15 protein-coding genes and 1 pseudogene are annotated in these 22,650 nt (G+C 61.1%); 10 read left to right on the forward strand and 6 right to left on the reverse strand.

The window, feature by feature from the left end; genetic code table 11:
• Positions 1–18 precede the first annotated feature (18 nt).
• The 4 genes from rfbD to rfbB are packed head-to-tail and all read right to left on the reverse strand — an operon-like array spanning position 19 to position 3,381.
• A complete protein-coding gene (rfbD, locus tag BM026_RS10340) occupies positions 19–888 on the reverse strand; it encodes a dTDP-4-dehydrorhamnose reductase (protein WP_093121629.1) in 870 nt (289 codons plus the stop codon).
• Entirely contained in the window at positions 885–1,430 is a 546-nt protein-coding gene (gene rfbC / locus BM026_RS10345; RefSeq protein WP_093513567.1) for a dTDP-4-dehydrorhamnose 3,5-epimerase, read from the reverse strand. Before rfbC ends, rfbD begins: the two co-directional genes overlap by 4 nt.
• On the reverse strand, positions 1,427–2,302 hold the full coding sequence (rfbA, locus tag BM026_RS10350; protein WP_093528408.1) for a glucose-1-phosphate thymidylyltransferase RfbA: 876 nt from the start codon (positions 2,300–2,302) through the stop codon (positions 1,427–1,429). The genes rfbC and rfbA overlap by 4 nt, the downstream gene beginning before the upstream one ends.
• Positions 2,299–3,381, reverse strand: a complete 1,083-nt coding sequence (gene rfbB, locus BM026_RS10355) for a dTDP-glucose 4,6-dehydratase (protein ID WP_092248485.1) — start codon at positions 3,379–3,381, stop codon at positions 2,299–2,301. Before rfbB ends, rfbA begins: the two co-directional genes overlap by 4 nt.
• A 151-nt stretch (positions 3,382–3,532) precedes the next feature.
• On the opposite strand from rfbB, the gene BM026_RS10360 reads away from it, so the two are divergent.
• From BM026_RS10360 to BM026_RS10370, 3 genes are all read left to right on the forward strand, one after another.
• A complete protein-coding gene (locus tag BM026_RS10360) occupies positions 3,533–6,433 on the forward strand; it encodes an aminotransferase (RefSeq protein WP_092248482.1) in 2,901 nt (966 codons plus the stop codon).
• A gap of 121 nt (positions 6,434–6,554) precedes the next feature.
• On the forward strand, positions 6,555–7,661 hold the full coding sequence (gene aguA, locus BM026_RS10365) for an agmatine deiminase (RefSeq protein WP_071492467.1): 1,107 nt from the start codon (positions 6,555–6,557) through the stop codon (positions 7,659–7,661).
• Between the two features lie 234 nt (positions 7,662–7,895).
• On the forward strand, positions 7,896–8,111 hold the full coding sequence (locus BM026_RS10370) for a hypothetical protein (RefSeq protein WP_071492466.1): 216 nt from the start codon (positions 7,896–7,898) through the stop codon (positions 8,109–8,111).
• 64 nt (positions 8,112–8,175) lie between these two features.
• Here BM026_RS10370 and BM026_RS10375 read toward each other — a convergent pair whose 3' ends face one another.
• Positions 8,176–10,263 (reverse strand): TonB-dependent receptor, encoded by a 2,088-nt coding sequence (locus BM026_RS10375; RefSeq protein WP_093528411.1) that lies wholly within the window; start codon positions 10,261–10,263, stop codon positions 8,176–8,178.
• Positions 10,264–10,675: 412 nt separating this feature from the next.
• On the opposite strand from BM026_RS10375, the gene BM026_RS10380 reads away from it, so the two are divergent.
• Positions 10,676–11,977: an OprD family porin gene (locus BM026_RS10380; protein WP_071492465.1), complete on the forward strand. Its 1,302-nt coding sequence runs from the start codon at positions 10,676–10,678 to the stop codon at positions 11,975–11,977.
• A gap of 230 nt (positions 11,978–12,207) precedes the next feature.
• Positions 12,208–12,726: pseudogene (locus BM026_RS10385) on the forward strand (SDR family NAD(P)-dependent oxidoreductase); the annotation flags it as partial.
• Between the two features lie 15 nt (positions 12,727–12,741).
• Here BM026_RS10385 and BM026_RS10390 read toward each other — a convergent pair.
• Positions 12,742–13,629 carry an AraC family transcriptional regulator gene (locus tag BM026_RS10390; RefSeq protein WP_093528414.1) on the reverse strand — a complete coding sequence of 296 codons (888 nt, stop codon included), beginning with the start codon at positions 13,627–13,629 and terminating at the stop codon, positions 12,742–12,744.
• A gap of 122 nt (positions 13,630–13,751) precedes the next feature.
• Here BM026_RS10390 and BM026_RS10395 point away from each other — a divergent pair, with 122 nt between their 5' ends.
• The 5 genes from BM026_RS10395 to BM026_RS10415 all read left to right on the forward strand — a co-directional run bounded on the left by BM026_RS10395 (position 13,752) and on the right by BM026_RS10415 (position 22,647).
• On the forward strand, positions 13,752–14,246 hold the full coding sequence (locus BM026_RS10395; protein ID WP_071492462.1) for a hypothetical protein: 495 nt from the start codon (positions 13,752–13,754) through the stop codon (positions 14,244–14,246).
• A 470-nt stretch (positions 14,247–14,716) separates the two neighbouring features.
• On the forward strand, positions 14,717–15,649 hold the full coding sequence (locus BM026_RS10400) for an SDR family NAD(P)-dependent oxidoreductase (RefSeq protein WP_092248467.1): 933 nt from the start codon (positions 14,717–14,719) through the stop codon (positions 15,647–15,649).
• 62 nt (positions 15,650–15,711) lie between these two features.
• The gene (locus tag BM026_RS10405) at positions 15,712–18,525 is read left to right on the forward strand and encodes a bifunctional glycoside hydrolase/polysaccharide deacetylase family protein (protein ID WP_093528417.1); all 2,814 of its coding nucleotides are present in this window, start codon (positions 15,712–15,714) and stop codon (positions 18,523–18,525) included.
• Complete coding sequence (locus BM026_RS10410; RefSeq protein WP_093528420.1) at positions 18,503–22,102, forward strand: tetratricopeptide repeat protein; 3,600 nt, start codon at positions 18,503–18,505, stop codon at positions 22,100–22,102. Before BM026_RS10405 ends, BM026_RS10410 begins: the two co-directional genes overlap by 23 nt.
• A 26-nt stretch (positions 22,103–22,128) precedes the next feature.
• Positions 22,129–22,647, forward strand: a complete 519-nt coding sequence (locus BM026_RS10415; protein WP_071492458.1) for a penicillin-binding protein activator LpoB — start codon at positions 22,129–22,131, stop codon at positions 22,645–22,647.
• Positions 22,648–22,650: the final 3 nt, after the last annotated feature.

Raw genomic sequence — 22,650 nt, forward strand, 5'->3', positions numbered from 1 at the left:
GGTACAGGCGCATTATGCCTAGTGCTGCTGTGCAAGACACTCGCGCAATGCGTCTTGCCACTGCGGCTGGCTGACGTGCCATTGTTGTTGCAAGCGGCTGCAATCGAGGCGTGAGTTCAAGGGACGCTGGGCGGGCGTCGGGTAGGCGCTGGACGGGATGGCTTCCAGCTCGGCACAGGCTTTGCCCTGCTTGCGCAGATGCTCGCCGATGGCCTCGGCAAAACCGAACCACGACGTTTCACCTTGGGCGGTCAGGTGATACACCCCCCATTCCCCCGCTGTGCCGGCTTGCCAGCGCTCGATCAACGCAAGCGTACTGTTGGCGATGCTACCGGCCCAGGTCGGTGCGCCGATCTGATCGGCGACGATGCGCATCTGCGGTTTTTCCTGCAGCAGGCGTTGCATGGTCAGCAGGAAGTTCTTGCCGTGGTTGGAGTAGACCCAACTGGTGCGCAGAACCAGGTACTGACCCCCTACGGCTGCAATCGCCTGCTCGCCGGCCAGCTTGCTCTGGCCATAGACGCCCAGCGGGTTCGGCGTGTCGGCTTCGGTGTAAGGCGCCGGTTTGCTGCCGTCGAACACGTAGTCGGTTGAGTAGTGGATCAACGGGATGCCCAGGGCCTTGGCTTCCTCGGCGAGAATGCCGGGGGCGATGGCGTTGATGGCAAATGCGGCGTCCGGTTCGCTTTCGGCCTGATCGACAGCGGTGTGAGCCGCTGCGTTGATAATCAGGCTGGGGCGGTGGGCGCGCACTTGCTGGCGGATCTGCTCTGCATTGGCCAGGTCAAGCTGGTCGCGGCCCAGGACGATGAGTTCGCCCAAGCCCTGGAGGCGTTGTTGCAGTTCGCGGGAGACTTGGCCGTGCTGGCCACAGATCAGGATCTTCATGGGAACAGGTCGGCTTCCATCAAGGGTTTAGCTGCCTGGTCCTTGGCGGACAACTGTGGCGCTTCGGTCAGCTGCCAATCGATGGCCAGCGTCGGGTCATTCCACAGGATGCTGCGTTCGGCGCTGGGCTGATAGTAATCGGTGGTTTTGTACAGGAACTCGGCGTGATCGCTCACTACCACGAAACCATGGGCGAAACCTTCCGGCACCCACAGCTGGCGATTGTTCTGTGCTGACAGCCGCACGCCGACCCATTGGCCGAAGTTCGGCGAGCTGCGGCGGATGTCCACGGTCACGTCCAACACTTCCCCGGCGATGACGCGCACCAGTTTGCCCTGGGTGTGTTCGAGCTGGTAGTGCAGGCCCCGCAGCACGCCTTTTTGTGAGCGCGAATGATTGTCCTGCACGAATTCACGCTTGAGCCCAGTGGCCGCTTCAAAGGCGCGGGCATTGAAACTTTCGTAGAAAAAGCCGCGTTCATCGCCGAACACTTTGGGTTCGAGGATCAGTACGCCGGGCAAAGTGGTTTCAACAACGTTCACTTGTTCTCTCCGGCCAGCGAGAACAGGTACTGGCCATAGCCGGTCTTGCCGAAATACTTGGCGCGTTCCAGCAGGTGGTCGCGGTCGATCCAGCCATTTTCGTAGGCGATTTCTTCCAGGCAGGCCACTTTCAAACCCTGGCGGTGTTCGATGGTCTGCACGTACTGCGAGGCTTCCAGCAAGCTGTCGTGCGTCCCCGTATCCAGCCAGGCAAAGCCACGGCCAAAGCGCTCAACCTGCAGGTCGCCGCGCTTGAGGTAGGCGTTGTTGACGTCGGTAATCTCAAGCTCCCCTCGAGGCGACGGCTTGACTGCCTTGGCGATCTTGATCACGTCGTTGTCGTAGAAGTACAGGCCGGTCACTGCGTAGCTGGACTTGGGCTTCGCGGGCTTTTCTTCGATGGACAGCGCACGGCCTTCGCTGTCGAAGTCGATCACGCCGAAGCGCTCCGGGTCCTTGACCCAGTAGCCGAAGACAGTAGCGCCCGTCGGCCGCTTGGCGGCGCGGAGCAATTGCTCGCCGAAGTGCTGACCATGAAATATGTTGTCACCCAGGATCAGGCACACAGGGTCATCGCCGATGAATTCCTCGCCAATGATGAAGGCCTGGGCCAGGCCATCCGGGGTTGGCTGTTCGGCATAACTGAAACGTACGCCAAACTGGCTGCCATCACCCAGTAGGTTGCGATACTGCGGCAAGTCCACCGGTGTGGATATCACCAGAATATCTTTGATTCCCGCCAGCATCAGTACCGAGATCGGGTAGTAGATCATCGGTTTGTCATACACCGGCAGCAGCTGCTTGGACACGCCCAGGGTAATGGGGTGCAAACGCGTGCCGGAGCCGCCGGCCAATACGATTCCCTTCATCATGCAATCAGATCCTTAAGGTCGGTGTTGCCCAAACGTTCACCCTGGTAACTGCCGTCCTGGACCCTGCGGCACCATTCCAGGTTATCCAGGTACCACTGCACGGTTTTGCGCAGCCCTGTTTCAAAGGTTTCTTCGGGGGTCCAACCCAGCTCTCGCTCGATCTTGCCAGCATCGATGGCATAGCGCTGGTCATGGCCCGGGCGATCCTTCACGAAGGTAATCAGGTCGGTGTACTGCTCGACACCGGCCGGGCGCTGTGGCGCCAGTTCTTCGAGCAGGGCGCAGATGCCGCGTACCACGTCGATATTCTTCTGCTCGTTGTGTCCGCCGATGTTGTAGGTCTCGCCGACCACACCTTCGGTGACCACTTTGAGCAATGCGCGGGCGTGGTCTTCGACGAACAGCCAGTCGCGCACCTGCAAACCGTCACCGTAGACGGGCAGTGGCTTGCCCGCGAGGGCATTGAGTATCACCAGCGGGATCAGCTTCTCGGGGAAGTGGAATGGCCCGTAGTTGTTCGAGCAGTTGGTCAGCAGCACCGGCAAGCCGTAGGTGCGCTGCCAGGCGCGGACCAGGTGATCGGACGCCGCCTTGCTGGCCGAATACGGTGAGCTGGGTGCATAGGGTGTGGTTTCAGTGAACAGGTCGTCCACGCCATGCAGGTCGCCGTACACCTCATCGGTGGAGATGTGATGGAAGCGGAACGCACGCTTGGCGGGCTCGTCGAGCGTCTGCCAATAGGCGCGGGTGGCTTCCAGCAAGCTGTAGGTGCCTACGATATTGGTCTGAATGAAGTCCGACGGGCCATCGATCGAGCGGTCTACATGGGACTCGGCCGCCAGGTGCATGATCGCCTGGGGCTCGAAGCGCTTCAGTACGGCACTGACAGTGGCCTGGTCGACAATATCGGCCTGGACGAACTCGTAGCGGCTGTTGGACGCGATGCTGGTCAGCGATTCCAGGTTGCCGGCATACGTGAGTTTGTCCAGGTTGAGCACTTCGTGCTCGGTGTGCTGAATCAGGTGGCGGATCAAGGCGGAGCCAATAAAACCGGCGCCACCGGTGATGAGAATGCGCATGTCGGAGGGCCTTTTCCTTAGACGGACATTAAGTGAATGGAGCATAGCTTGAGTTGTGCCGCCGGGCGGTGCAAGCGTGGTTTGCGCAGGGGGTTGCGCAAGCCCCCTGAACAATGGCGATATACACCCCTAAAAAACCGAGGCCACCCCCATGCTGCTCGCCACCCTGATCCATCGCGCCAGTCTACCCTGCCCGCAAGTAAGCCCCGATCAGGCGGCTCAACTGCTCGAGCAGCATTACGGCCTCACGGGCACCTTGCAGTCATTGGGCAGCCAGCAGGATCTCAACTACAAAGTTGACAGTGCCCGTGGCCGGTTCGTTCTGAAAATCTGCCGGGGCGACTACGCTGCCGTTGAGCTTCAGGCCCAGCACGCGGCGCTCAACACCCTGCAGGCTGTGCGCGCACCCAGGGTCATCAAGGCTCTGACCGGTGAGGAACTGCTGACCCTGACCCTCGACGGCCAAACCTTGCATGTGCGGGTGCTGGATTACATCGACGGCCAGCCGTTGACCCATCAAGCGCATTTGGGGCACAGGGTGATCGCAGGCTTCGGCGATCTGTGCGGTCGGATGAGCCAGGCGCTGGCGTCGTTCGAACATCCGGGCCTGGAGCGTACGTTGCAATGGGACCCGCGCCATGCCCTGGAATTGATCAAGCATCTACTGGCCACCCTGGAAGATTTGCCCCACCGCGAAGCACTGGAACAAGTGGCTGAGCAGGTCCGGAACCGCATGCGCTCCCTGGCCGACCACCTGCCGAGGCAAGCCGTGCACATGGATATCACCGACGACAATGTGGTGTGGCAGCGTGATGCGCAACGCCACTGGCAACTTCAGGGCGTGATCGATTTTGGCGATCTGGTGCACACCTGGCGCATTGCCGACCTGTCGGTGACCTGCGCCGCCCTGCTGCACCATGCCGAGGGCGATCCCTTTGCGATTTTGCCGGCAATCCAGGCTTGTCATGCGGTGACGCCCTTGCAACCCGCAGAATTACAGGCGTTATGGCCGCTGATCGTCGCCCGGGCGGCGGTGCTGGTCTTGAGCAGCGAGCAGCAACAACGGCTGGATCCGCATAACAGTTACCTGCTGAAAAACGCCGAGCATGAGTGGGAAATCTTCCATGTAGCGACCTCGGTGCCGTTTGAGCTGATGGAAGCGGCGATTCTCAGCCGTGTTGGCCAGGCACCCGCACCCATCCTCAGCCAAGGTTTTGCGCCCTTGTTGCCGGGGTTGGTAGGCCGCGAGTTCGCGCTGATCGACCTGGGTGTGCTCAGCCCGCATTTCGAGGCGGGCAACTGGGAGCAAGCCGGCATCGATCAACGCCTGTTGCAGGATGCGGCGGCGGTACATGGGCTGGCGGCGAGCCGCTATGGGCAATACCGTTTGTCGCGTACCCGGCCCGACAGTGCGACCGAGCCGGAGACGTTTGCGTTGCACGTTGAGCTGCACGTGCCATCGGGGACTTCCGTCGAAGCGCCGTTTGCCGGTGTGGTACGACGAGGAGCCAATGATGAACTTCATGTGCATAACAGCGAAGCGACCGTGCGGCTATGGGGTGTAAAGCCGCTGTTGCAGCCGGGGGCTGCGGTGCTCAAGGGCCAGGTGATCGGTGAGGCCGAGGGCCCGCTGACAGTGCAGCTTTGCCGTGTTGACTTGCCCGCACCGCTATTCTGCGCACCGTCCCGGGCAGCGGCGTGGCAAGCGCTTTGCCCATCGCCGGCCGCGCTGCTGGGGCTGGCTTGCGACGCCGAGCCCGAGCTGGACCCCAAGGCCCTGCTGGCCCGCCGCGACGCCAGTTTCGCCCGTTCGCAAAAGCACTATTACGTCGATCCGCCGCGCATCGAGCGTGGCTGGCGCAACCACCTGATCGACATGCAGGGTCGTTCCTACCTGGACATGCTCAACAACGTGGCGGTGCTTGGCCATGGCCACCCGCGCATGGCGGCGGTGGCGGCGCGGCAGTGGTCGTTGCTCAACACCAACTCGCGGTTTCATTACGCGGCGATTGCCGAGTTTTCCGAGCGCTTGCTCGCGCTGGCACCAGAAGGCATGGACCGGGTGTTCCTGGTCAACAGCGGCACCGAGGCCAATGACTTGGCGATACGCCTGGCCTGGGCCTACAGCGGCGGGCGCGACATGCTCAGCGTGCTGGAGGCGTACCACGGCTGGTCGGTGGCGGCGGATGCGGTGTCCACCTCGATTGCTGACAACCCCCAGGCCTTGAGCAGCCGCCCGGACTGGGTGCACCCGGTGACCGCACCGAATACCTATCGCGGCGAGTTTCGCGGGCAGGACAGTGCGCCCGATTACGTACGAAGTGTGGAGCACAACCTGGCGAAAATCGCCGCGAGCCAACGCCAGCTGGCCGGTTTCATCTGTGAACCGGTGTACGGCAATGCCGGCGGCATCTCGTTGCCGCCGGGCTATTTGCAGCGGGTGTATGAGCTTGTCCGCGCCCAGGGCGGCGTGTGCATCGCTGATGAGGTGCAGGTGGGTTACGGCCGCATGGGGCATTTCTTCTGGGGCTTTGAAGAGCAGGGTGTGGTGCCCGATATCATCACCATGGCCAAGGGCATGGGCAACGGCCAGCCCCTGGGTGCGGTCATCACCCGGCGTGAAATCGCCGAGGCGCTGGAGGCTGAGGGCTACTTCTTCTCGTCGTCGGGGGGCAGCCCGGTCAGTTGCCGCATCGGCATGGCCGTGTTGGATGTGATGGAAGAAGAAAAACTGTGGGAAAACGCCCAGGTGGTTGGCGCGCATTTCAAGGCACGCCTGGAAGCTCTGATCGAGCGCCATCCGTTGGTTGGCGCCGTCCACGGTTCCGGATTTTACCTCGGCCTGGAATTGGTACGTAACCGGCAAACCCTGGAGCCCGCCACCGAAGAAACCACTTTGCTGTGTGATCGCCTGCGGGAGTTGGGGATTTTCATGCAGCCTACCGGCGACTATCTGAACATTCTCAAGATCAAGCCGCCGATGGTCACGTCGAGGCGCAGCGTGGACTTCTTTGTCGACATGCTGTCGAAGGTGCTGGATGAGCAGGTGTGATTAATCGATTGTTATCGGTTAACTACTGTCATACTCATCAGCTATGATCTTTTGTCGCTTTTAAAGCCGATTTTTATCCGTTATAAAGTCGGCCTTTACCCCATTCGGAGTCCTGATCGCCATGACCACCCTGCACAGCACCCCTCGCGCCGATGGCTTCTACATGCCTGCCGAATGGGCGCCACAGACGCAAACCTGGATGATCTGGCCCGAGCGCCCGGACAACTGGCGCCTGGGCGGCAAGCCGGCGCAGGCTGCCCATGTGGCCGTGGCCAAGGCGATCGCACGCTTTGAACCGGTGACCGTTGCCGTATCTGCCGGCCAGTACGAAAACGCCCGCGCACGCCTGGATGTGCCGAATATCCGCGTGGTGGAGATGTCCAGCGATGACGCCTGGGTGCGCGACACCGGCCCGACCTTCGTGATCAACAACAGCGGCGAAGTGCGCGGCGTGAACTGGGACTTCAACGCCTGGGGCGGTTTTGACGGTGGCCTGTATGCGCCGTGGAACCGCGATTCCCAGGTTGGCGGCAAGATCCTCGAGATCGAACGCGCACCGCGCTACCGCACCGAAGGTTTTGTGCTGGAAGGCGGTTCGATCCATGTCGACGGCGAAGGCACCCTGATCACCACCGAAGAATGCCTGCTCAACCGCAATCGCAACCCGCACCTGGGCCGGGCCGAGATCGAAGCGGTGCTGAGCGCCAACCTGGCTGTGGATAAGATCATCTGGTTGCCGGATGGCCTGTTCAACGACGAAACCGACGGCCATGTGGATAACTTCTGCTGCTACGTGCGCCCGGGCGAAGTGTTGCTGGCCTGGACCGATGACGAACAAGACCCGAACTACGCGCGCTGCCACGCCGCAATGGACGTGCTGCAAAGCAGCACCGACGCCCAGGGTCGCTCGTTCATAGTGCATAAAATGCCGATTCCCGGGCCGCTGTACGCCACGGAGGAAGAATGCGCCGGTGTCGACCCGGTTGACGGCTCCCAGGAGCGGAATCCGTCGGTGCGTTTGGCCGGTTCCTACGTGAACTTCCTGATCGTCAACGGTGGCATCATCGCCCCAAGCTTCGACGACCCGCTGGACAGCCAGGCCAAGGCGATCCTGCAGGACCTGTTCCCGCAGCACGAAGTGGTGATGGTGCCGGGCCGCGAACTGTTACTGGGTGGCGGTAATATCCACTGTCTGACACAGCAGCAGCCGGCACCGCACAAAGAGTGAGTGCAGTTGTAACAGCATCGAGGCGATAAGCCGGGCGCAACCGGTTCCGGTGCCCACAGCAAGCCCGCGGCCCAGCAAGGTCGCGGGCTTTTTTGTGTCCGAATACCTATAAACACGAGACATTGGCATAGCTCTTGTATCGGTGCTGTCACAGTGGCCCAAGGTGATGACTGCGCAGTTCTGTCATAAACCTTGAGTAAGTTAGCCGCTCACGCAGTAGGAGAGAGCGCTGAAATGAATGCCGATATCAACCTGATGTACACGCGTGCGGCCCACCCCTTGCGGGTCAGCGGCGACGCGATTCCCGCACTGGCGCTCTGGTTGAAGGAAAACGGCTCGCGACGGATCAGGCGCCAGCCTGACTTGCGCAGCGTGATGAATGAACGCTACCCGGCAGGCCTGTTCAGCGAGGATGAAGTGCACGTGTTGTGCGACCTGCTGAAAAACTGAGTAACACCGAGCACAAATGTGGGAGGGGGCAAGCCCCTTCCTACACCCTTTGGATGTATTCGATTCAGAAACTGTAGGTCCCAGTCACCACCACGCTGCGCGGTTCTCCCGGCTGGATCTGCGCCACGCTGGTCGCCGACGCATAGTAGGTTTTGTCCGCGATATTGTTCAGCGCCGCCCTCACGTCCCATTCTTTCTGGCGGAACCCCGCCAAGGCATCCCAACGGCCATAACCCGGCAGCACCACGGTGTTGAGACTGTCGGCGTAACGATCCCCCACCAGCGTCAAACCGGTTTCGGCGTACCAGCCCATCTCGGGTTTCCAGGTGATGAACAGGCTGCCGTTGCGCTTGGCCACATCACTGACGCGCTTGCCTTCAAAGCCGTTGTTGTCCTTCACGACCGTGGCGTCCTGCAGGCCGATTCCCCCGCGAACGTACCAATTGCCGACGATCTTGCCGGTGGCGGTCAGCTCCACGCCGCGTGAGCGTTGCAAGCCGCTGAGCAGGGTGATGGTGCGGTCCAGCGGGTCGCTGGTGCGGCGGTTGTAGAGCTCCAGTTCGTACACCGCCAAGGTGGTGCTCAGGCGGTCGTCGAGCCAATCGCTCTTGACCCCGATTTCCTTCTGTTTGGTCAGCTCAGGGCTCAGGTCGTTGACGCTGCCGGCGGCGTTAGGGGTGATGCCGATCAGGCCGCCACCGGCCGGGGAGAACGTCTTGCTCCACGAGGCATAGAACGAGTGATGTTCCAGCGGCGTCCAGACCACGCCAAAGCGCGGGCTGGTGCTGTGGCTGTCGACGGCCTGTTGGGTGTTGAGGATTTTGTTCCTGGTGTCCACTTCGAAACGGTCGTAGCGCAGGCCGGCCAGGAGCTGCCATTGATCATTCAGGCGCAGTTGGTCTTGTACATAAACCGCACGACTTTCCACTTCGGTGTGGTTGTTGCTCGACACGCTCATCCGCCCGTTATGGCTCAGGTGGCGGTTGGGCTGGTTGAGGTCCAGGCTCGGCACGGCCTGGCCACCACGGCTGACGGCGGTGGCGGTGTAGAGCTTGGGATCGCGGCGCTGGCTGCTCAGCTCGAGGCCGGTGAGCAAACGATGCTCCAGGCCGAAGGTGCTGAAGCCGCCTTCCAGTTCGACGTTGTTGAAGAGGTTCCGCGTGGTCAGGTCTTGCTGCCAGCGCTGGCGTGTCACGCTGTTGGTCGCAGGCACGTAGGCGGTCTGGTAGGTGTTGTCGAAATCGCTGTCGAGCTTGAATACGCCCAGGGTCTGGCGCAGTTGCCAGTTGTCGTTGAGCTCATAGGCCAGCCTGGAGCGCAGGGACTGGGATTTGTCGTCGATGTAGTCGCGGCTGTCGAAGTAAGTGGTGCTGCGGCTCACATCCGCCGGCCGGCCGTTGACCCCGGGAACGCCACGGTCCGGCGTGCGGTTGTAGCGGCTGTATTCGTATTGCACCAGCCAATTCAGGTCCGGCGTGAGCTGCCAGCTCATGGACGGTGCAAACAGCTGGCGATTGCCGCTGACGCCATCGCGCCAGCTGTTGTTGTCCTGGTTGCCCATGTTCAGGCGCAGGCTGATGTCATCGGTGGGGTCGGTGCTGAGGTCGGCATACAGACTGCGCAAATCGTTGCTGCCGCCTTGGGCCTCGATACTCGACTTGTGGCCGGCGCCAGGCAGTTTGCTCACACGGTTGACGATCCCTCCCTGACCGCCTCGCCCGTAGAGTACGGCTGCCGGCCCCTTGAGCACTTCGATGCGCTCGATGTTATGCAGGTCGCGCACGTACTGGCTGTCATCGCGGATGCCATCCAGGTAGAAGTCATTGCTCGCGTCGAAACCCCGGATGCGTAGGCTGTCGAAGCGCGTATCGGCGCCGCTGCTGACGTTGGGAATGCCGCTCAACGCCTGGCCCAGGTCATTGGTGCCGTAGGCGCGAAGGCTTTCGGTCTTTACCGAGTCGATGGCCTGGGGCACATAACGCACCGGCGTGGCGGTGCGGGTGGCGGTGCTGGTTTCCTTGACGCGTGGGTCGTCTTCGTCAGCTTCGGCGCTGATCGAGGTTTCGGGCAACGTGGTGGCCGCGCAGGCAAAACCGGCAGACAGCAGAACGGAAAGCCCAAGGGTGATGGGCGTCAGGCGAAGGGCAGGCATTAAGGAACGTATCCGAATGGTTTGGGAGAAAAGCAGCGCTTTAATGGTAATGCTTTGCATTTGCGCGCGTTATCCATTGCCAAACGTATTGGCTTTGAAATGTGTTACGAGATGTGTTTTTTGTCGTTTCGGCTGCGGTTTTTTGTCGCTTTCGATGTGGCTGTAAGCCCTGGCTTAGAATTATTTCGCCTAAATACAGACGATTCGCGAAATTGACACATAGTTCCGGGCGCGACTAGGATTGCGCCCAACGCCTGTGGCTAACCGCCATGACTCATCCAATAAAAAAGGCCCGCGGCATGTTCAGTCGTCCGCGGGCCTTCTTTTTTCCGGATTCAGTCGACACCAGAAAAAGCATTACGGAGCCTGGTGTCACAGCGCGTACTCAACCAGGAATAAGGAATACAAGAAAATGTTGAAGCAACGGATGAGTCTGATCGCTCTGGGGATTTTGAGCGCATCGACAGCAATGGCAAACGACCAGGACCAGTCCAAGGGTTTTATCGAAGACAGCCACCTGAACATCGCCGCACGTAACGCCTACATCAGCCGCGACTACAAAAACGGCAAGCAAGACAAAGCCGAGTGGGGCCAAGGCTTCATCGGCAAGCTGGAGTCCGGTTTCACCCAGGGCACCGTCGGTGTGGGTGTGGACGTGATCGGCCAATACGCTATCCGCCTGGACGGTGGTAAAGGTCGCGCCGGCGCGGGCGGTATCGACTTCTTCAAACCGGGTAATGGCACTGCCGACAACCCTGGCTCGGCACCACACGACCTGGCCAAGGGCGGCGCTGCCGTCAAGTTCCGCGTTTCCAACACCGTGCTCAAGTACGGTGATCAGTTCCCGGCCGTGCCTGTGCTGCAGTACGACAACTCCCGTCTGTTGTCGGAAACCTACACCGGTACCTCGATCGTTTCCAAAGAGATCGCCGGTCTGCAACTGGACGCGGGTCACTTCACCAAAGAAGCGCGCAAGAGCATGGAAGGCACCGACAGCGGTCGCCTGAAAAGCATCGACTACATCGGCGGTAGCTACAAATTCACCGAAAGCCTGTCCGCCGCGCTGTATGCCTCCGACATGCAGGACGTGCTGAAGAAGCAATACGTCAACGTCAACTACGTGCTGGCCCTGCCAGAGAAGCAGTCGCTGACTTTTGACTTCAACGGCTACAAAACCAAGCTGGACAAGAGCTTCGCCCTGGAAAACCAAGGCAGTGAAGATGCTCGCGACAACAAAATCTGGAGCCTGGGCGCGACCTGGGCCGTTGGCCCGCACAGCTTCACCGTGGCTCACCAGCGCAGCACCGGCGACACCGGCTACCTGTACGGCGGCTACCGCAATGCTGGCGGCATCGGCGACGGTGGCAACACCATCCTGCTGGCCAACTCCTACTGGTCCGACTTCAACGGCAAGGACGAACGTTCGTGGCAAGTGGGCTACGGCATCGATTTCGCCACCTTCGGCGTGCCGGGCCTGACCTACAACGTTGCCTACGTACGGGGTACCAACATCGACGACGGTACCAACCGCGGCGACGGCACCGAGCGTGAAATCTGGAACCAGTTCAAGTACGTGGTCCAGAGCGGCCCGGCCAAAGACCTGAGCCTGCGTGCGCGTGCGTCCTGGTTGCGCGTTTCCAACAACGCCAGCAACTACAACGTAGGCGGTAACGAAATCCGTCTGTTCGCCGACTACCCGATCAACGTTTTTTAATTGATCCTGTGTCGCGCCTGAGTGTCAGGCGAAAAAACCCCGACTGGTTCGGGGTTTTTTTATGCCCGTCTATGCAAGGCGGACTTGTTACATCGGATCACTAATGAAGTAACCGGGCCCACCTTTATCCCCTTCCAGCGCAAGCCTAAATTGGCCCCACTGCTCGCCCATCACCCCGATGGTCGGCCACTGGAGTCCTCGCCATGCCCTTTGTCAGCCTGCGCATCATCCGCGACACCCTGGCCATCTTCGGGCGCATCGACAGCCTGATCAACAACGCTGGCATCTTCATCGCCAAACCCTTCACCGCCTACACCCAGGCGGACTACGCCAACGTGCTTGCGGTGAACCTCCATGGCTTCTTCTACATCACTCAACTCGCGATTGCCGAGATGGAAAAGAACCGCGCCGGCCACATCGTCAACGTCACCACCAGCCTGGCTGACCACGCCATTGATGGCGTGCCGTCGGTACTCGCCAACCTCACCAAAGGCGGCTTGAATTCGGCAACCAAATCGTTGGCGATTGAATACGCCAAGCGTGGAATCCGTGTGAACGCAGTGAGCCCGGGCATCATCAAGACGCCGATGCACGGCGAAGAAACCCACGCGGCGCTCGGGCAATTGCACCCGGTCGGGCACATGGGGGAAGTGAGTGACATCGCCCAGGCAATCGTCTACCTGGAAACCGCCGGTTTTGTGACCGGCGAGATTCTGCATGTCGACGGCGGGCAAAGCGCCGGGCACTGATACACACGTCCCGGCCTAGCCCGGCCGGGCGTTGTCATCCCTAGGCGAGCGGCCGAAAAAAGCTTTATAGGCGCGACTGAACGCCGCTTCGGATTCATAGCCAATTGCAAAACCCACTTCTCCGATGCGGCCGTCCTGTTTGGCCAGCATGGTTTTCGCCAGGGTCAGCCGCCATTCATTCTGATACCGAAGCGGCGAGCGGCCGACCAGGGCGCTGAACCGTTCGCAGAAATTCGACCGCGACATGCCCGCCACCTCAGCCAGGTTGTCGATGCGCCATTGCCTGCCCGGTGTTTCGTGAATGGCTTTCAGCACGCGGGCGATACGCGCGTCCGACAACCCACCCAACCATCCGGAAGCGGCGCCCTGGTGCACCCAGGTGCGCAGGATGCGAATCACCACCAGGTCGATCAGGCGCGAAATCATTAATGCCCCGCCCGGTTGCGTGTCGTGGGCTTCGAGCAACATGAAATGCAGAATGCCTTCCGCCCATGCGGCGGCGTCGGCTTGCTGGATGTGGATCAGCCGAGGCAGGGCGAACAGCATGGCCTGGAAACTGCTCGCGTCGAACCAGAAACGGCAGATGACTACGGTTGCCGGCCCATTCAGGGCGGTCAGCGTGATGCCCGTTGGAACGTGGGGCAGCAGGATCACATCGCCTTGCTCCAGCGCTACGGGAGGCTGATCAGCAACGTAGAGATGCAACCGGCCGTGCTGGAGCACGCAGATGTGCGCGCTTCTTTCATCCAGCGTGAGGGGCTGTGCCTCCGTCAGTGTGCAGGAATAAACCCGATCACCCGTCAGGCGGATCTGCGCCAGTACCTGGGACAGCAGGTCGCCCTTGGCCAGCCCTTCCAGCTGCAATTGCGGATGAATGATCAAGTTTTCCAAGGGATTCATCATGTCGGTTCGACCCCGCCCTCACTAAGCTGACCGCCGAGATCATAGCGCGCCGGCGCCATCGGGATGAGCCTTTCCCGCGCTGACCGTTTTTGCACATCATCCAACCACATGGGAACCCCACTATGTTCGGAATCTCCGCTCTCGGCTGGCTGCACACCCTCGGCAGCCTGCCGGCCATTCCACTGGCCGCCTACATGTTTATCCGGCATGGCCGTATCGTGCCTCGGTCAGTGCCGGGGTTGTTGTATTTCGTGTCGATGATGATCGGTGGCCTCACCGTGTTCCTGGTCGCGCATCAGCCCGTCAGCAACGCCATCGGCATCATTACGATTGCGCTGCTGTTGGCGGGCTATGGGGTAGGGCGCGTGGCCTGGCTGGGGCGAGCCCGGGTGTATGTGGAGACGATCTTGCTGAGCCTGACGGCTTTTTTCCTGATGGTGCCCACCGTGTCCGAGACGTTGCGCCGCGTTCCCGATGGTCACCCCTTCGTCACTGACCTGAAATCGCCGGTGCTGCTGGGTGCGCAGGCGGGCATTGCGCTGGCGCTGGTGATCGGCGTGACGGCGCAAATGGTGTACCTGCGCAGGCAGTCGCGCCTCAGCACTGCCCAACGCTGAAAAACCGGGCAGGAACTGCCAGCTTTCATCGCCCAACACCGTGTAGCCGCCCAAGAAGTAGGAGCCAGCAATCGTCACGCAAGTCGTCTCGACCACCCAGCCTGGGCCACGAATATGGGTGAAGTAGACGTGATACCTGAAAGGGTGAAAAAAAGACTGCGCCCTATTAGTAGCGTCAAATAAGTGGCAAGTTTGACTCGGATTTGCCGTTTGGCGGCATCTTAGACAATTTGTTGACAGTCTCTTTTGGATCCACCATGATTCCCGCGATGTTGATGGCTCTAAGCCATTAAAGTGACATTAGTAACGCGCATTCGTCCCATGCTGTGGTTCTTCAAGATTCAGGGATAAGGCGGCTTGGACTCGGATGGCCAGGCGACGTTGGTCAGGGTAGCCCTAAAACACTGTCACCTTTAATTAGCAGGCTCGTTTGTCGGTGCCTGCGCTCGAGTCTCTAGGAAGTAAACTTCATGGCTGTAGGACGAATTCTGGTCACCGGTGGTGCAGGTTTTATTGGTTCACATCTGGTAGATGCGTTGCTGGGCAAAGGCTACAAGATTCGCGTATTGGACAACTTGTCGACCGGTAAGGTGGCTAACCTGCCCGCCGGTAATCCTGATCTGGAACTGCTGGTTGGCGATGTCGCCGACAGCGCCGTGGTCGAGCAAGCCATGGTTGATTGCAGCGCAGTCGTGCATCTGGCTGCGGTTGCGTCGGTGCAGGCCTCGGTAGACGATCCTGTCGCCACTCACCAGGCCAATTTCGTCGGCACTCTCAACGTGTGCCAAAGCATGCTCAAGGCCGGTGTGGCGCGTGTGGTGTTTGCCTCCAGCGCGGCTACCTACGGCAACAACGGCGAAGGCACGGCCATCGCCGAAGACACGCCCAAGTCGCCACTGACGCCTTATGCCAGCGACAAGTTGGCCAGTGAGTACTACCTGGACTTCTACCGTCGCGAGCACGGCCTGGAGCCAGTGATCTTCCGCTTTTTCAATATCTTCGGCCCACGCCAGGATCCGTCTTCGCCGTACTCCGGCGTGATCAGCATCTTCACCGAGCGTGCGCTGGCAGGTAAGCCGATTACCGTCTTTGGTGACGGTGAGCAAACCCGCGACTTCGTCTACGTGCAGGACCTGGTGAGCATCCTCGTCCAGGCGGTGGAGACCCGCGAACCGGCACCTGAAGCCATCAACGTAGGGCTCAGCCGTTCGACCAGTCTCAACGACCTGATCGCTGAGCTGGGCCGTGCCACCGGTACTGCGTTGAACGTGACGTACCAGGCTTCACGTCAAGGCGACATCCGTCATTCGCGCGCGAATAACGCCCGTCTGTTGGAGCGCTTTGCACTCCCGCAACCGACCTCCATTGGCCAGGGTTTGGCGCAGCTGTTGCGCAGCTTGTAGTTCGTCGGTCACTTCGCCCGACGTCTACGCAGTATTGGCTCAGTCATCTTCAAGAGTGAATTATGGAAATCGTTTTCCGCAGGACGCGTATCCGCGCGATCGCTGAGCGGCTGTTGGCTGCTTTTGCCTTATTCGTCGGCGGGCCGACTGTGCACGCTGCTGCCTTGGCTCAACCGAACAGCGTGGCTTTCTGGTACGCCGAGCAACCACCGCTGCCGGAACTGGCGCAGTTCGACTGGGCCGTGGTCGAACCGGGCCACATGACCCCTGGCGATGTGAAAACCTTGCGGGCGTTGGGCAGCCAGCCATTTGCCTACCTGTCCATCGGTGAGTTTGACGGCAATAAGGCTGAGGTCGAGAAAGCCGGGTTGAGCAACGCGGTTTCCCCTGTGCGTAATCACGCCTGGAACAGCCAGGTGATGGATCTCACGTCGCCGGTCTGGCGCGAGCATCTGTTCGGACGTGCCAAGGCTCTGGAAGCGCAAGGCTATGCGGGTCTGTTCCTCGACACCCTCGACAGTTTCCAACTGATGCCCGAGGCTTCGCGCGAGAACCAGCGCGTCGGCCTGGCCAGCTTGCTGCGTGAGCTGCACAAGCGTCAGCCGAACCTGAAGCTGTTCTTCAACCGTGGTTTCGAAGTGTTGCCTGAGCTGGACGGCGTTGCCGCCGCCGTGGCGGTCGAGTCGATCCATGCCGGTTGGGATGCTTCCGCCAAACGCTATCGTCCGGTGTCCGAGTCCGATCGCCAGTGGCTCGAAACCCACCTGCAACCGCTGCGCGCCAAGGGCGTGCCGCTGGTGGCCATCGACTACTTGCCACCCGAGCGTCGTGAGGAGGCGCGCACGCTCGCCAAGCGTCTGCGCGAAGAGGGGTTCATTCCCTACATCAGTACCCCGGACCTCAACACCCTGGGCATCAGCAGCATCGAGGTCCAGCCGCGCCGTATCGCGATGATCTACGACCCGCGTGAAGGTGCACTGGAAGATTCCGCTGGCCATAGCAACCTGGGTGGTTTGTTGGAGTACCTCGGTTACCGAGTCGATTACCTGCCCGCCGACAGTGACCTGCCGCTCTACGGTTTCAGTGGCTTGTACGCGGGCGTGGTCACCTGGATGACCAGCGGCCCGCCGCAGGATGCATCGGCGTTCAATCGCTTTATCAATGCCCGTCTGGACGAGCAGGTACCAGTGGTGTTTTTCAGTGGTCTGCCGGTTGAAGACAAGTTGTTGCTCAAGCGCCTGGGCCTCAAGTTGGATGCGCCGCCCGCCACTCAGGTGTTGACCATCACCCATCAGGACAAGGCCCTGCTGGGCGCATTCGAGGCACCGGTGGTGCCTCGCTCCCGTGACCTGGCAGCGGTCCGCGTATTGCCCAACGGCCCAACCCCGGCGTTGTCCTTGAGCGGTGTCAATGGCGCCGTTTTCAACCCGGTGGTGGTCGGTAAATGGGGGGGACTTGCGCTGGCGCCTTACCTGCTCGAAATCAACAACGAGCGTAGCCGCTGGATTCTCGACCCTTTCGCGTTCCTTCAGGCCAGCTTGCGTCTGCCGGCGCAACCTCGGCCGGACACCACCACCGAAAATGGCCGGCGCATCGCGACCGTGCATATCGATGGCGACGGATTTCCCTCCCGCGCCGAAGTGCGCGGCACTCCCTATGCAGGTCGTCATACCCTGGACGACTACATCAAGCCCAACCCGTTCCTGACGTCGGTGTCGATCATCGAGGGCGAGATCTCGCCGCGTGGCGCGTTCCCCTTCCTGGCCCGCGAGCTGGAGCCGATTGCCCGCGAGATCTTCGCCAACCCTAAAGTCGAAGTGGCCACGCACACCTACAGCCATCCGTTTTTCATGCAGCCGGATAAGGTCGAGAAGCGCGAAAATTTCAACCCGGAATACGGTTTGAACATGAAAATCGCTGGCTACGAAAAAATCGATTTTCGTCGGGAGATTTTTGGCTCGCGCGATTACATCAATCAGAACCTGACTACGCCACAGAAGCCGGTGAAGATGGTGTTCTGGCCAGGCGATGCGCTGCCATCCGCCAGCACCATCAAGCTGGCCTATGACGCGGGCTTGAAAAACGTCAACGGCGCCGAAACCATCATGACCAAGGCCAACCCGTCCCTGACCGGGTTGAACCCGTTGCTGCGGCCGACGCCTGGGGGGTTGCAGTACTACGCGCCGATCATCAACGAAAACCTCTACACCAACCTGTGGAAAGGCCCGTACTACGGCTTCCGTGAGTTGATCGAGACGTTCGAACTGACCGACAGTCCGCGTCGCCTGCGCGGGCTGCACCTCTACTACCACTTCTATTCCAGCACCAAGCAAGCCTCGATCAAGGCCATGCACGAGATCTACGGCTACTTGCGCGAGCAACAGCCGATGTCGTTGTGGATGAGCGACTACGTCGACCGTCTGCATGGTCTTTACCAGTCGAGCCTGGCCCGAACGGCGGACGGCGCCTGGCAGATTCGCGGGATGGACGCTCTGCGTACCGTGCGCCTGGATGCACAAATGGGCTGGCCGGACTTGCTCCAATCCCAAGGTGTCGCGGGTGTACGTGACTTGCCGCAAGGGCGCTATGTGGCCCTGAGCAGCGACAAGGCATTGCTCGCATTGCGTGCGGACAGAGATCCCCGCCCTGCGCTGGAGGAGGCCAACGTGCCGTTGCTCGATTGGCGTTACCTGGACGATCGGCGCGTGAGCTTTTCCTTCGCCGGTCAGTTCGACCTGACCTTCACCGTACGCTCGGCAACCGCCTGCCGCGTGGAAGTCGATGGGCAACGATTCGCTGGCAAGGCTTCGGCTGGCCTTTGGACTTTTCAACTTCCCATGAAGCAGGTGAGTAATGGTCAACTCCTCTGCAACTAAAAGCAGCCGCCTGCTCAACCCATGGGCACTGGCGGTGGTCGCTGTCGCCGTGGGTGGCCTGCTGTGGGCAACCTTCCAGCGTGAAGAAGTGTTCCAGCCCGACGGGCGCGAACCCGACGCCGTGTCGGCCAACTATGCCGAGCTGTTGCTGACGGCGCACCCGGATGACGACCATTTGCGTTTGCAATTGGTCGACTTGCTGATTCGCCTGGGTGACTACACCAAGGCGCGCCAACACGTGGACGCCTGGCCCAAGCCGCAGCCGGAGATCCAGGCCTACTATCGCCTGGAGCTGGACGCGCTGATCGCAGCCAGTGGCAACGACCTGATTGCGCAGCATGCGTTGGTCGAGCGTCTGCAAAGCTTCGATCATCGCAAGCTGCCGGTGGCCCAGCTGCAAAGCCTGGCGAAGCTGGCGTTGACCCTGCAGGCGCCGGCGTTTGCCGCCAGTGTCTTCGAAGAGATCGCAGGGCGTGACTCGGCGCAGCGCACCGAGGCGCTCAAATCAGCCGCGCAGTGGTACTTGGCGGGTGAGCAGCCTGCGCACGCGGCAGACATCTATCTGCAACTCAAGCGTGACGCCCAACAACCGGCCGAACGACGGGAGTACGCGCAACTTGCGTTCAACAGCCTGCTCTCGGCCGGCCGTGACGAGCAGGCCGCGCAAGTGTTGGCTGACGAGCTGCCCCGGCTGACGAACCCGCAAACCGACGTGGCGTGGCTGGAGCAAGGCGTGGATATCGCCGTTGCGACCAGGCAGTTCGACCTGGCCCAGCGCGTGCTCCGGCAGTGGCATGACCTGGAGCCTGGCAACCGCAAAATCCTGGTCAAAGAATTCCAGGTGCGCCTGTCTATCAATGATCTGGCGGGTGCGTGGGAAACCGGTCAGGAGCTGGTCATCGATTACCCGGATGACACCGAGTTGCTGGGGCAAATGGCCAAGCTCGGTGAGTGGCGCGGTGATAACGAAGCCGCGCTGGATTACTGGATTCGCTTGCTCAAACTCAAGGAGGACCCGAAAACCCGCGAGCACGCCTGGCGCCTTGCCAGCCTGCAATTCGACTTCGCCCGCTCGATCCCGTTGCTTGCCGACATCATGCAGCAGCGTGCGCTCACGGACATCGAGCTGGATGCGTTGATCTACGCTCATGAATCCCGTGGTACACCGGCTGAAGCCGAGGCATGGCTGCGCACCTACCTGCGCAAGTACCCGGCCCATCGCCTGGCCTGGACACGCTTGCTGCACAACCTGGAAAACACCGGGCAGTTCGCGGCCAAAGGCAAGCTCTACAAGGACTATGCAAAACGCTACACGCTGACCACCGCCGAATTGGTCGATTGGGCCAGCACGCAAATGAAGCTGTTTGATGAGCCGGCGGCCTGGGAAGTGGTCAAGTCGGACGACTCATCCATCGATGACCCGGAATACTGGCGCACCCGTGCGGCGCTCGCCTGGGACCTGGAGCGCGACGAAGACTTGCGCGTCTCCCTGGAAAAACTGCTGTCCCTCAACGGCAAGCTGACCAGTGGCGACGAGAGCCAGTTGATCACCCTCTATCGCACCCGTGACCCGCAGCGTGCCTTGAAGTTGATGGTCGACAGCTGGCAACGCGCCCAGGATCCGCAACGGTTGGTCGAGGCGCTGCAACTGGCCCAGGAGCTGCACGAGTGGGATCAGGTCGTGACCCTGTTGGAAGACGCCAGGCAATACCCGCAGGCCTACGAGCAAGCCCAGGTCCTGGCGGTACGCGGTGCCTTGGCGGTGGAGCAGGGCGACCCCTCCGAGGCCGAGCGTCTCTATCTGCTGGGCTTGTCGCGCTACCCCGATGACAACCTGTTCCGCGAGCGTTTGACCTGGCTGTATGTCGACCAGGCCGACACGGCAAAACTCAAACTCCTGCTGGCCAAATGGCGTGCCTATGCACGGGCAGACCGCCTGCTCTGGCTGCCGTTCGCCAGCGCCAGCCAGCTGTTGGGGCGCGATGCCGAGGCGTTGGCCTGGTATCGCATGTACCTCAAGCTCAGCCCGAACGACTGGCTGGTGCAGGCCGCGTATGCCGATGCACTGGACACATCCGGCTACCAGGACGCCGCCCAGCGCCTGCGCTTGAAGTTGCTGCGCAGCCCCGAGGCCGACAACCTGCAACCCTCGTCCCAACGCTATGCGATCTGGCTGCGCTTGATGTCGAGCAGCTACTCGCCGCAGAAGGCCCAGCAAGAATTGCTGAAGTGGAAAGACGGTTCGCCGTCGATGAAACAGCTGTGGTTCGAACGCCTGCTGGCCCGCCTGGATGCGACCAACCAGCAAGCGCAGAAAGACGACTGGCTGGCCTGGGCGCGCACCCAAGGGCTCAAGGTCGACCGTTACGAGCAGATCCAGGAAGCCTTGCGCAGCCGCAATAAAGCCCAGGTCGAAACCCTGTTGGCCAGCAGCGACCTGAACCCGGCGCAGCGCGCACAGGCGCTCAGCCGTTTGGGGCGTACCAACGAGGCACTGGACACCAGCCTGTCCGCACTGGGCGACGACCAGCCGGATTCGGTGAACGAGCAACTGCGTCGCCAGGCGGTGGAGATCCACGAAGCCACCCCGCAAGGCGCATTGCTGTCGTATCAGAAACAGGATTTCGGTGGCTTGTCGTTTGACTCGCCGCGCCTGGAAATCGCCCATAACCTGGGTGACAACTGGTACGCCGATGTCGAGATGGAACACGGCAACTATAAAGGCGACGACGTCATCTCTTCGCGCATCGGCGACGAGAGCAACGCGGCCCTGACCTTGGTGCGCGCGGTGGAAAACGGCAGCTGGAAGCTGTTCGCCGACACCAGCCAACGCAAGGACGACGACCGTAACGGCCTGGGCCTGTCGCGCCTGTGGCAGTTGGGCAACAGCCACCAGATCGAGACCGGCCTGGACTGGCATCGCAAGAGCGACGACAGCGGCCTGATGCGGGCTTTCGGCCAGCAGGACCGCGCCTGGGTCGGCGGCCGTCACGGCCTGACTGCGCGGGACCAGTTGAGCTGGGAAGTGGCGCAGCGCTCGTTCTCGACCCGTGCCGGCGACTCGTTGGGCAGCGGTCATGCGCTGAAGCTGGAGCTTAACCACACGCTGGAATTCGCCGGGCCTAACTGGACGGTGCGCAGTGGTGTGGATTACCAGAAGAACAACGTGAAGGATCGCAACCTGGATTACCTCTCCAGCGACTTCAAAGGCCCGATTCGAGTGCCTGATGTCGCGCCGCCTGAGCCGGGTGACCCGATCGAGTTGCAGACCATCCCGTCGGGCGACCTCCTGCAAAGCCGCTACGGCCAACTCTATGTCGGTACGTCCTGGCGTCGCGGCATCCCCGGTGCGCTGGTGCGCAGCAAGCCGCAATACACCTGGCTGGTGGACATGACGGCGGGCTGGCAGTGGACCGACCAAACCTTCAACTACGGCGTCAACACGGGCATTGGTTTCGAAGTGCTGGGTGATGACGAACTGGCCCTCACCTTCGGCTACCAATCTGCGCCACAAGGCGCGGATGGCAAGTCCGGCGGCACACTGGGCATGAGCTACGGCGTGCGTTTCGGGCGCTGATTACAGAATCTACGGGAGAAAAACCTATGCAAGCAATTCGTAACCTGAGCCTGGCCCTGACAGTGCTGTTCGTCGCCGGCTGCTCCAGCTTCACCAGTGAAAACAGCCCTGACCTGCCGCGTAACGCGCAGTGGGGCATCGTGCCGATGATCAACTATTCGCAGACCCCGCAAGCCGGTGAGCGCAGCGAGCAGATCCTGCTCAGCGTACTCAGCAGCCATGGCCTGCAACCGCGTGTTTATCCGACCAGCACCCAGGGTGAGCAGGCGCTGATGGACGACAACGAGCGCCTGACCGGTGCCCTGGAATGGGCACGTGAGCAAAAGCTCGATTACGTCATCGCCGGCAGCGTCGAAGAGTGGCAGTACAAGAACGGCCTGGATGGCGAGCCGGCGGTGGGCATCAGCCTGCGTGTGCTGGACGCCAACAGTGGTCGTGTGCTCTGGAGCAAAAGCGGCGCGCGCGCCGGTTGGTCCCGTGAAAGCCTGGCGGGCAATGCTCAGACGGTAATCGACAAACTGGTTGGCGCCCTTCGATTCGAGTGAACG

The sequence above is a fragment of the Pseudomonas sp. NFPP24 genome, assembly GCF_900112095.1.
Taxonomy (GTDB): Bacteria; Pseudomonadota; Gammaproteobacteria; order Pseudomonadales; family Pseudomonadaceae; genus Aquipseudomonas; species Aquipseudomonas extremorientalis.

What these genes read in the sequence shown, in the direction of transcription:
- rfbD (WP_093121629.1), bottom strand. Translation starts at nt 888, where the DNA reads ATGAAGATCCTGATCTGTGGCCAGCACGGCCAAGTCTCCCGCGAACTG.
- rfbA (WP_093528408.1), bottom strand. Translation starts at nt 2,302, where the DNA reads ATGATGAAGGGAATCGTATTGGCCGGCGGCTCCGGCACGCGTTTGCAC.
- rfbB (WP_092248485.1), bottom strand. Translation starts at nt 3,381, where the DNA reads ATGCGCATTCTCATCACCGGTGGCGCCGGTTTTATTGGCTCCGCCTTG.
- BM026_RS10360 (WP_092248482.1), top strand. Translation starts at nt 3,533, where the DNA reads ATGCTGCTCGCCACCCTGATCCATCGCGCCAGTCTACCCTGCCCGCAA.
- aguA (WP_071492467.1), top strand. Translation starts at nt 6,555, where the DNA reads ATGACCACCCTGCACAGCACCCCTCGCGCCGATGGCTTCTACATGCCT.
- BM026_RS10370 (WP_071492466.1), top strand. Translation starts at nt 7,896, where the DNA reads ATGAATGCCGATATCAACCTGATGTACACGCGTGCGGCCCACCCCTTG.
- BM026_RS10375 (WP_093528411.1), bottom strand. Translation starts at nt 10,263, where the DNA reads ATGCCTGCCCTTCGCCTGACGCCCATCACCCTTGGGCTTTCCGTTCTG.
- BM026_RS10380 (WP_071492465.1), top strand. Translation starts at nt 10,676, where the DNA reads ATGTTGAAGCAACGGATGAGTCTGATCGCTCTGGGGATTTTGAGCGCA.
- BM026_RS10390 (WP_093528414.1), bottom strand. Translation starts at nt 13,629, where the DNA reads ATGATGAATCCCTTGGAAAACTTGATCATTCATCCGCAATTGCAGCTG.
- BM026_RS10395 (WP_071492462.1), top strand. Translation starts at nt 13,752, where the DNA reads ATGTTCGGAATCTCCGCTCTCGGCTGGCTGCACACCCTCGGCAGCCTG.
- BM026_RS10400 (WP_092248467.1), top strand. Translation starts at nt 14,717, where the DNA reads ATGGCTGTAGGACGAATTCTGGTCACCGGTGGTGCAGGTTTTATTGGT.
- BM026_RS10405 (WP_093528417.1), top strand. Translation starts at nt 15,712, where the DNA reads ATGGAAATCGTTTTCCGCAGGACGCGTATCCGCGCGATCGCTGAGCGG.
- BM026_RS10410 (WP_093528420.1), top strand. Translation starts at nt 18,503, where the DNA reads ATGGTCAACTCCTCTGCAACTAAAAGCAGCCGCCTGCTCAACCCATGG.
- BM026_RS10415 (WP_071492458.1), top strand. Translation starts at nt 22,129, where the DNA reads ATGCAAGCAATTCGTAACCTGAGCCTGGCCCTGACAGTGCTGTTCGTC.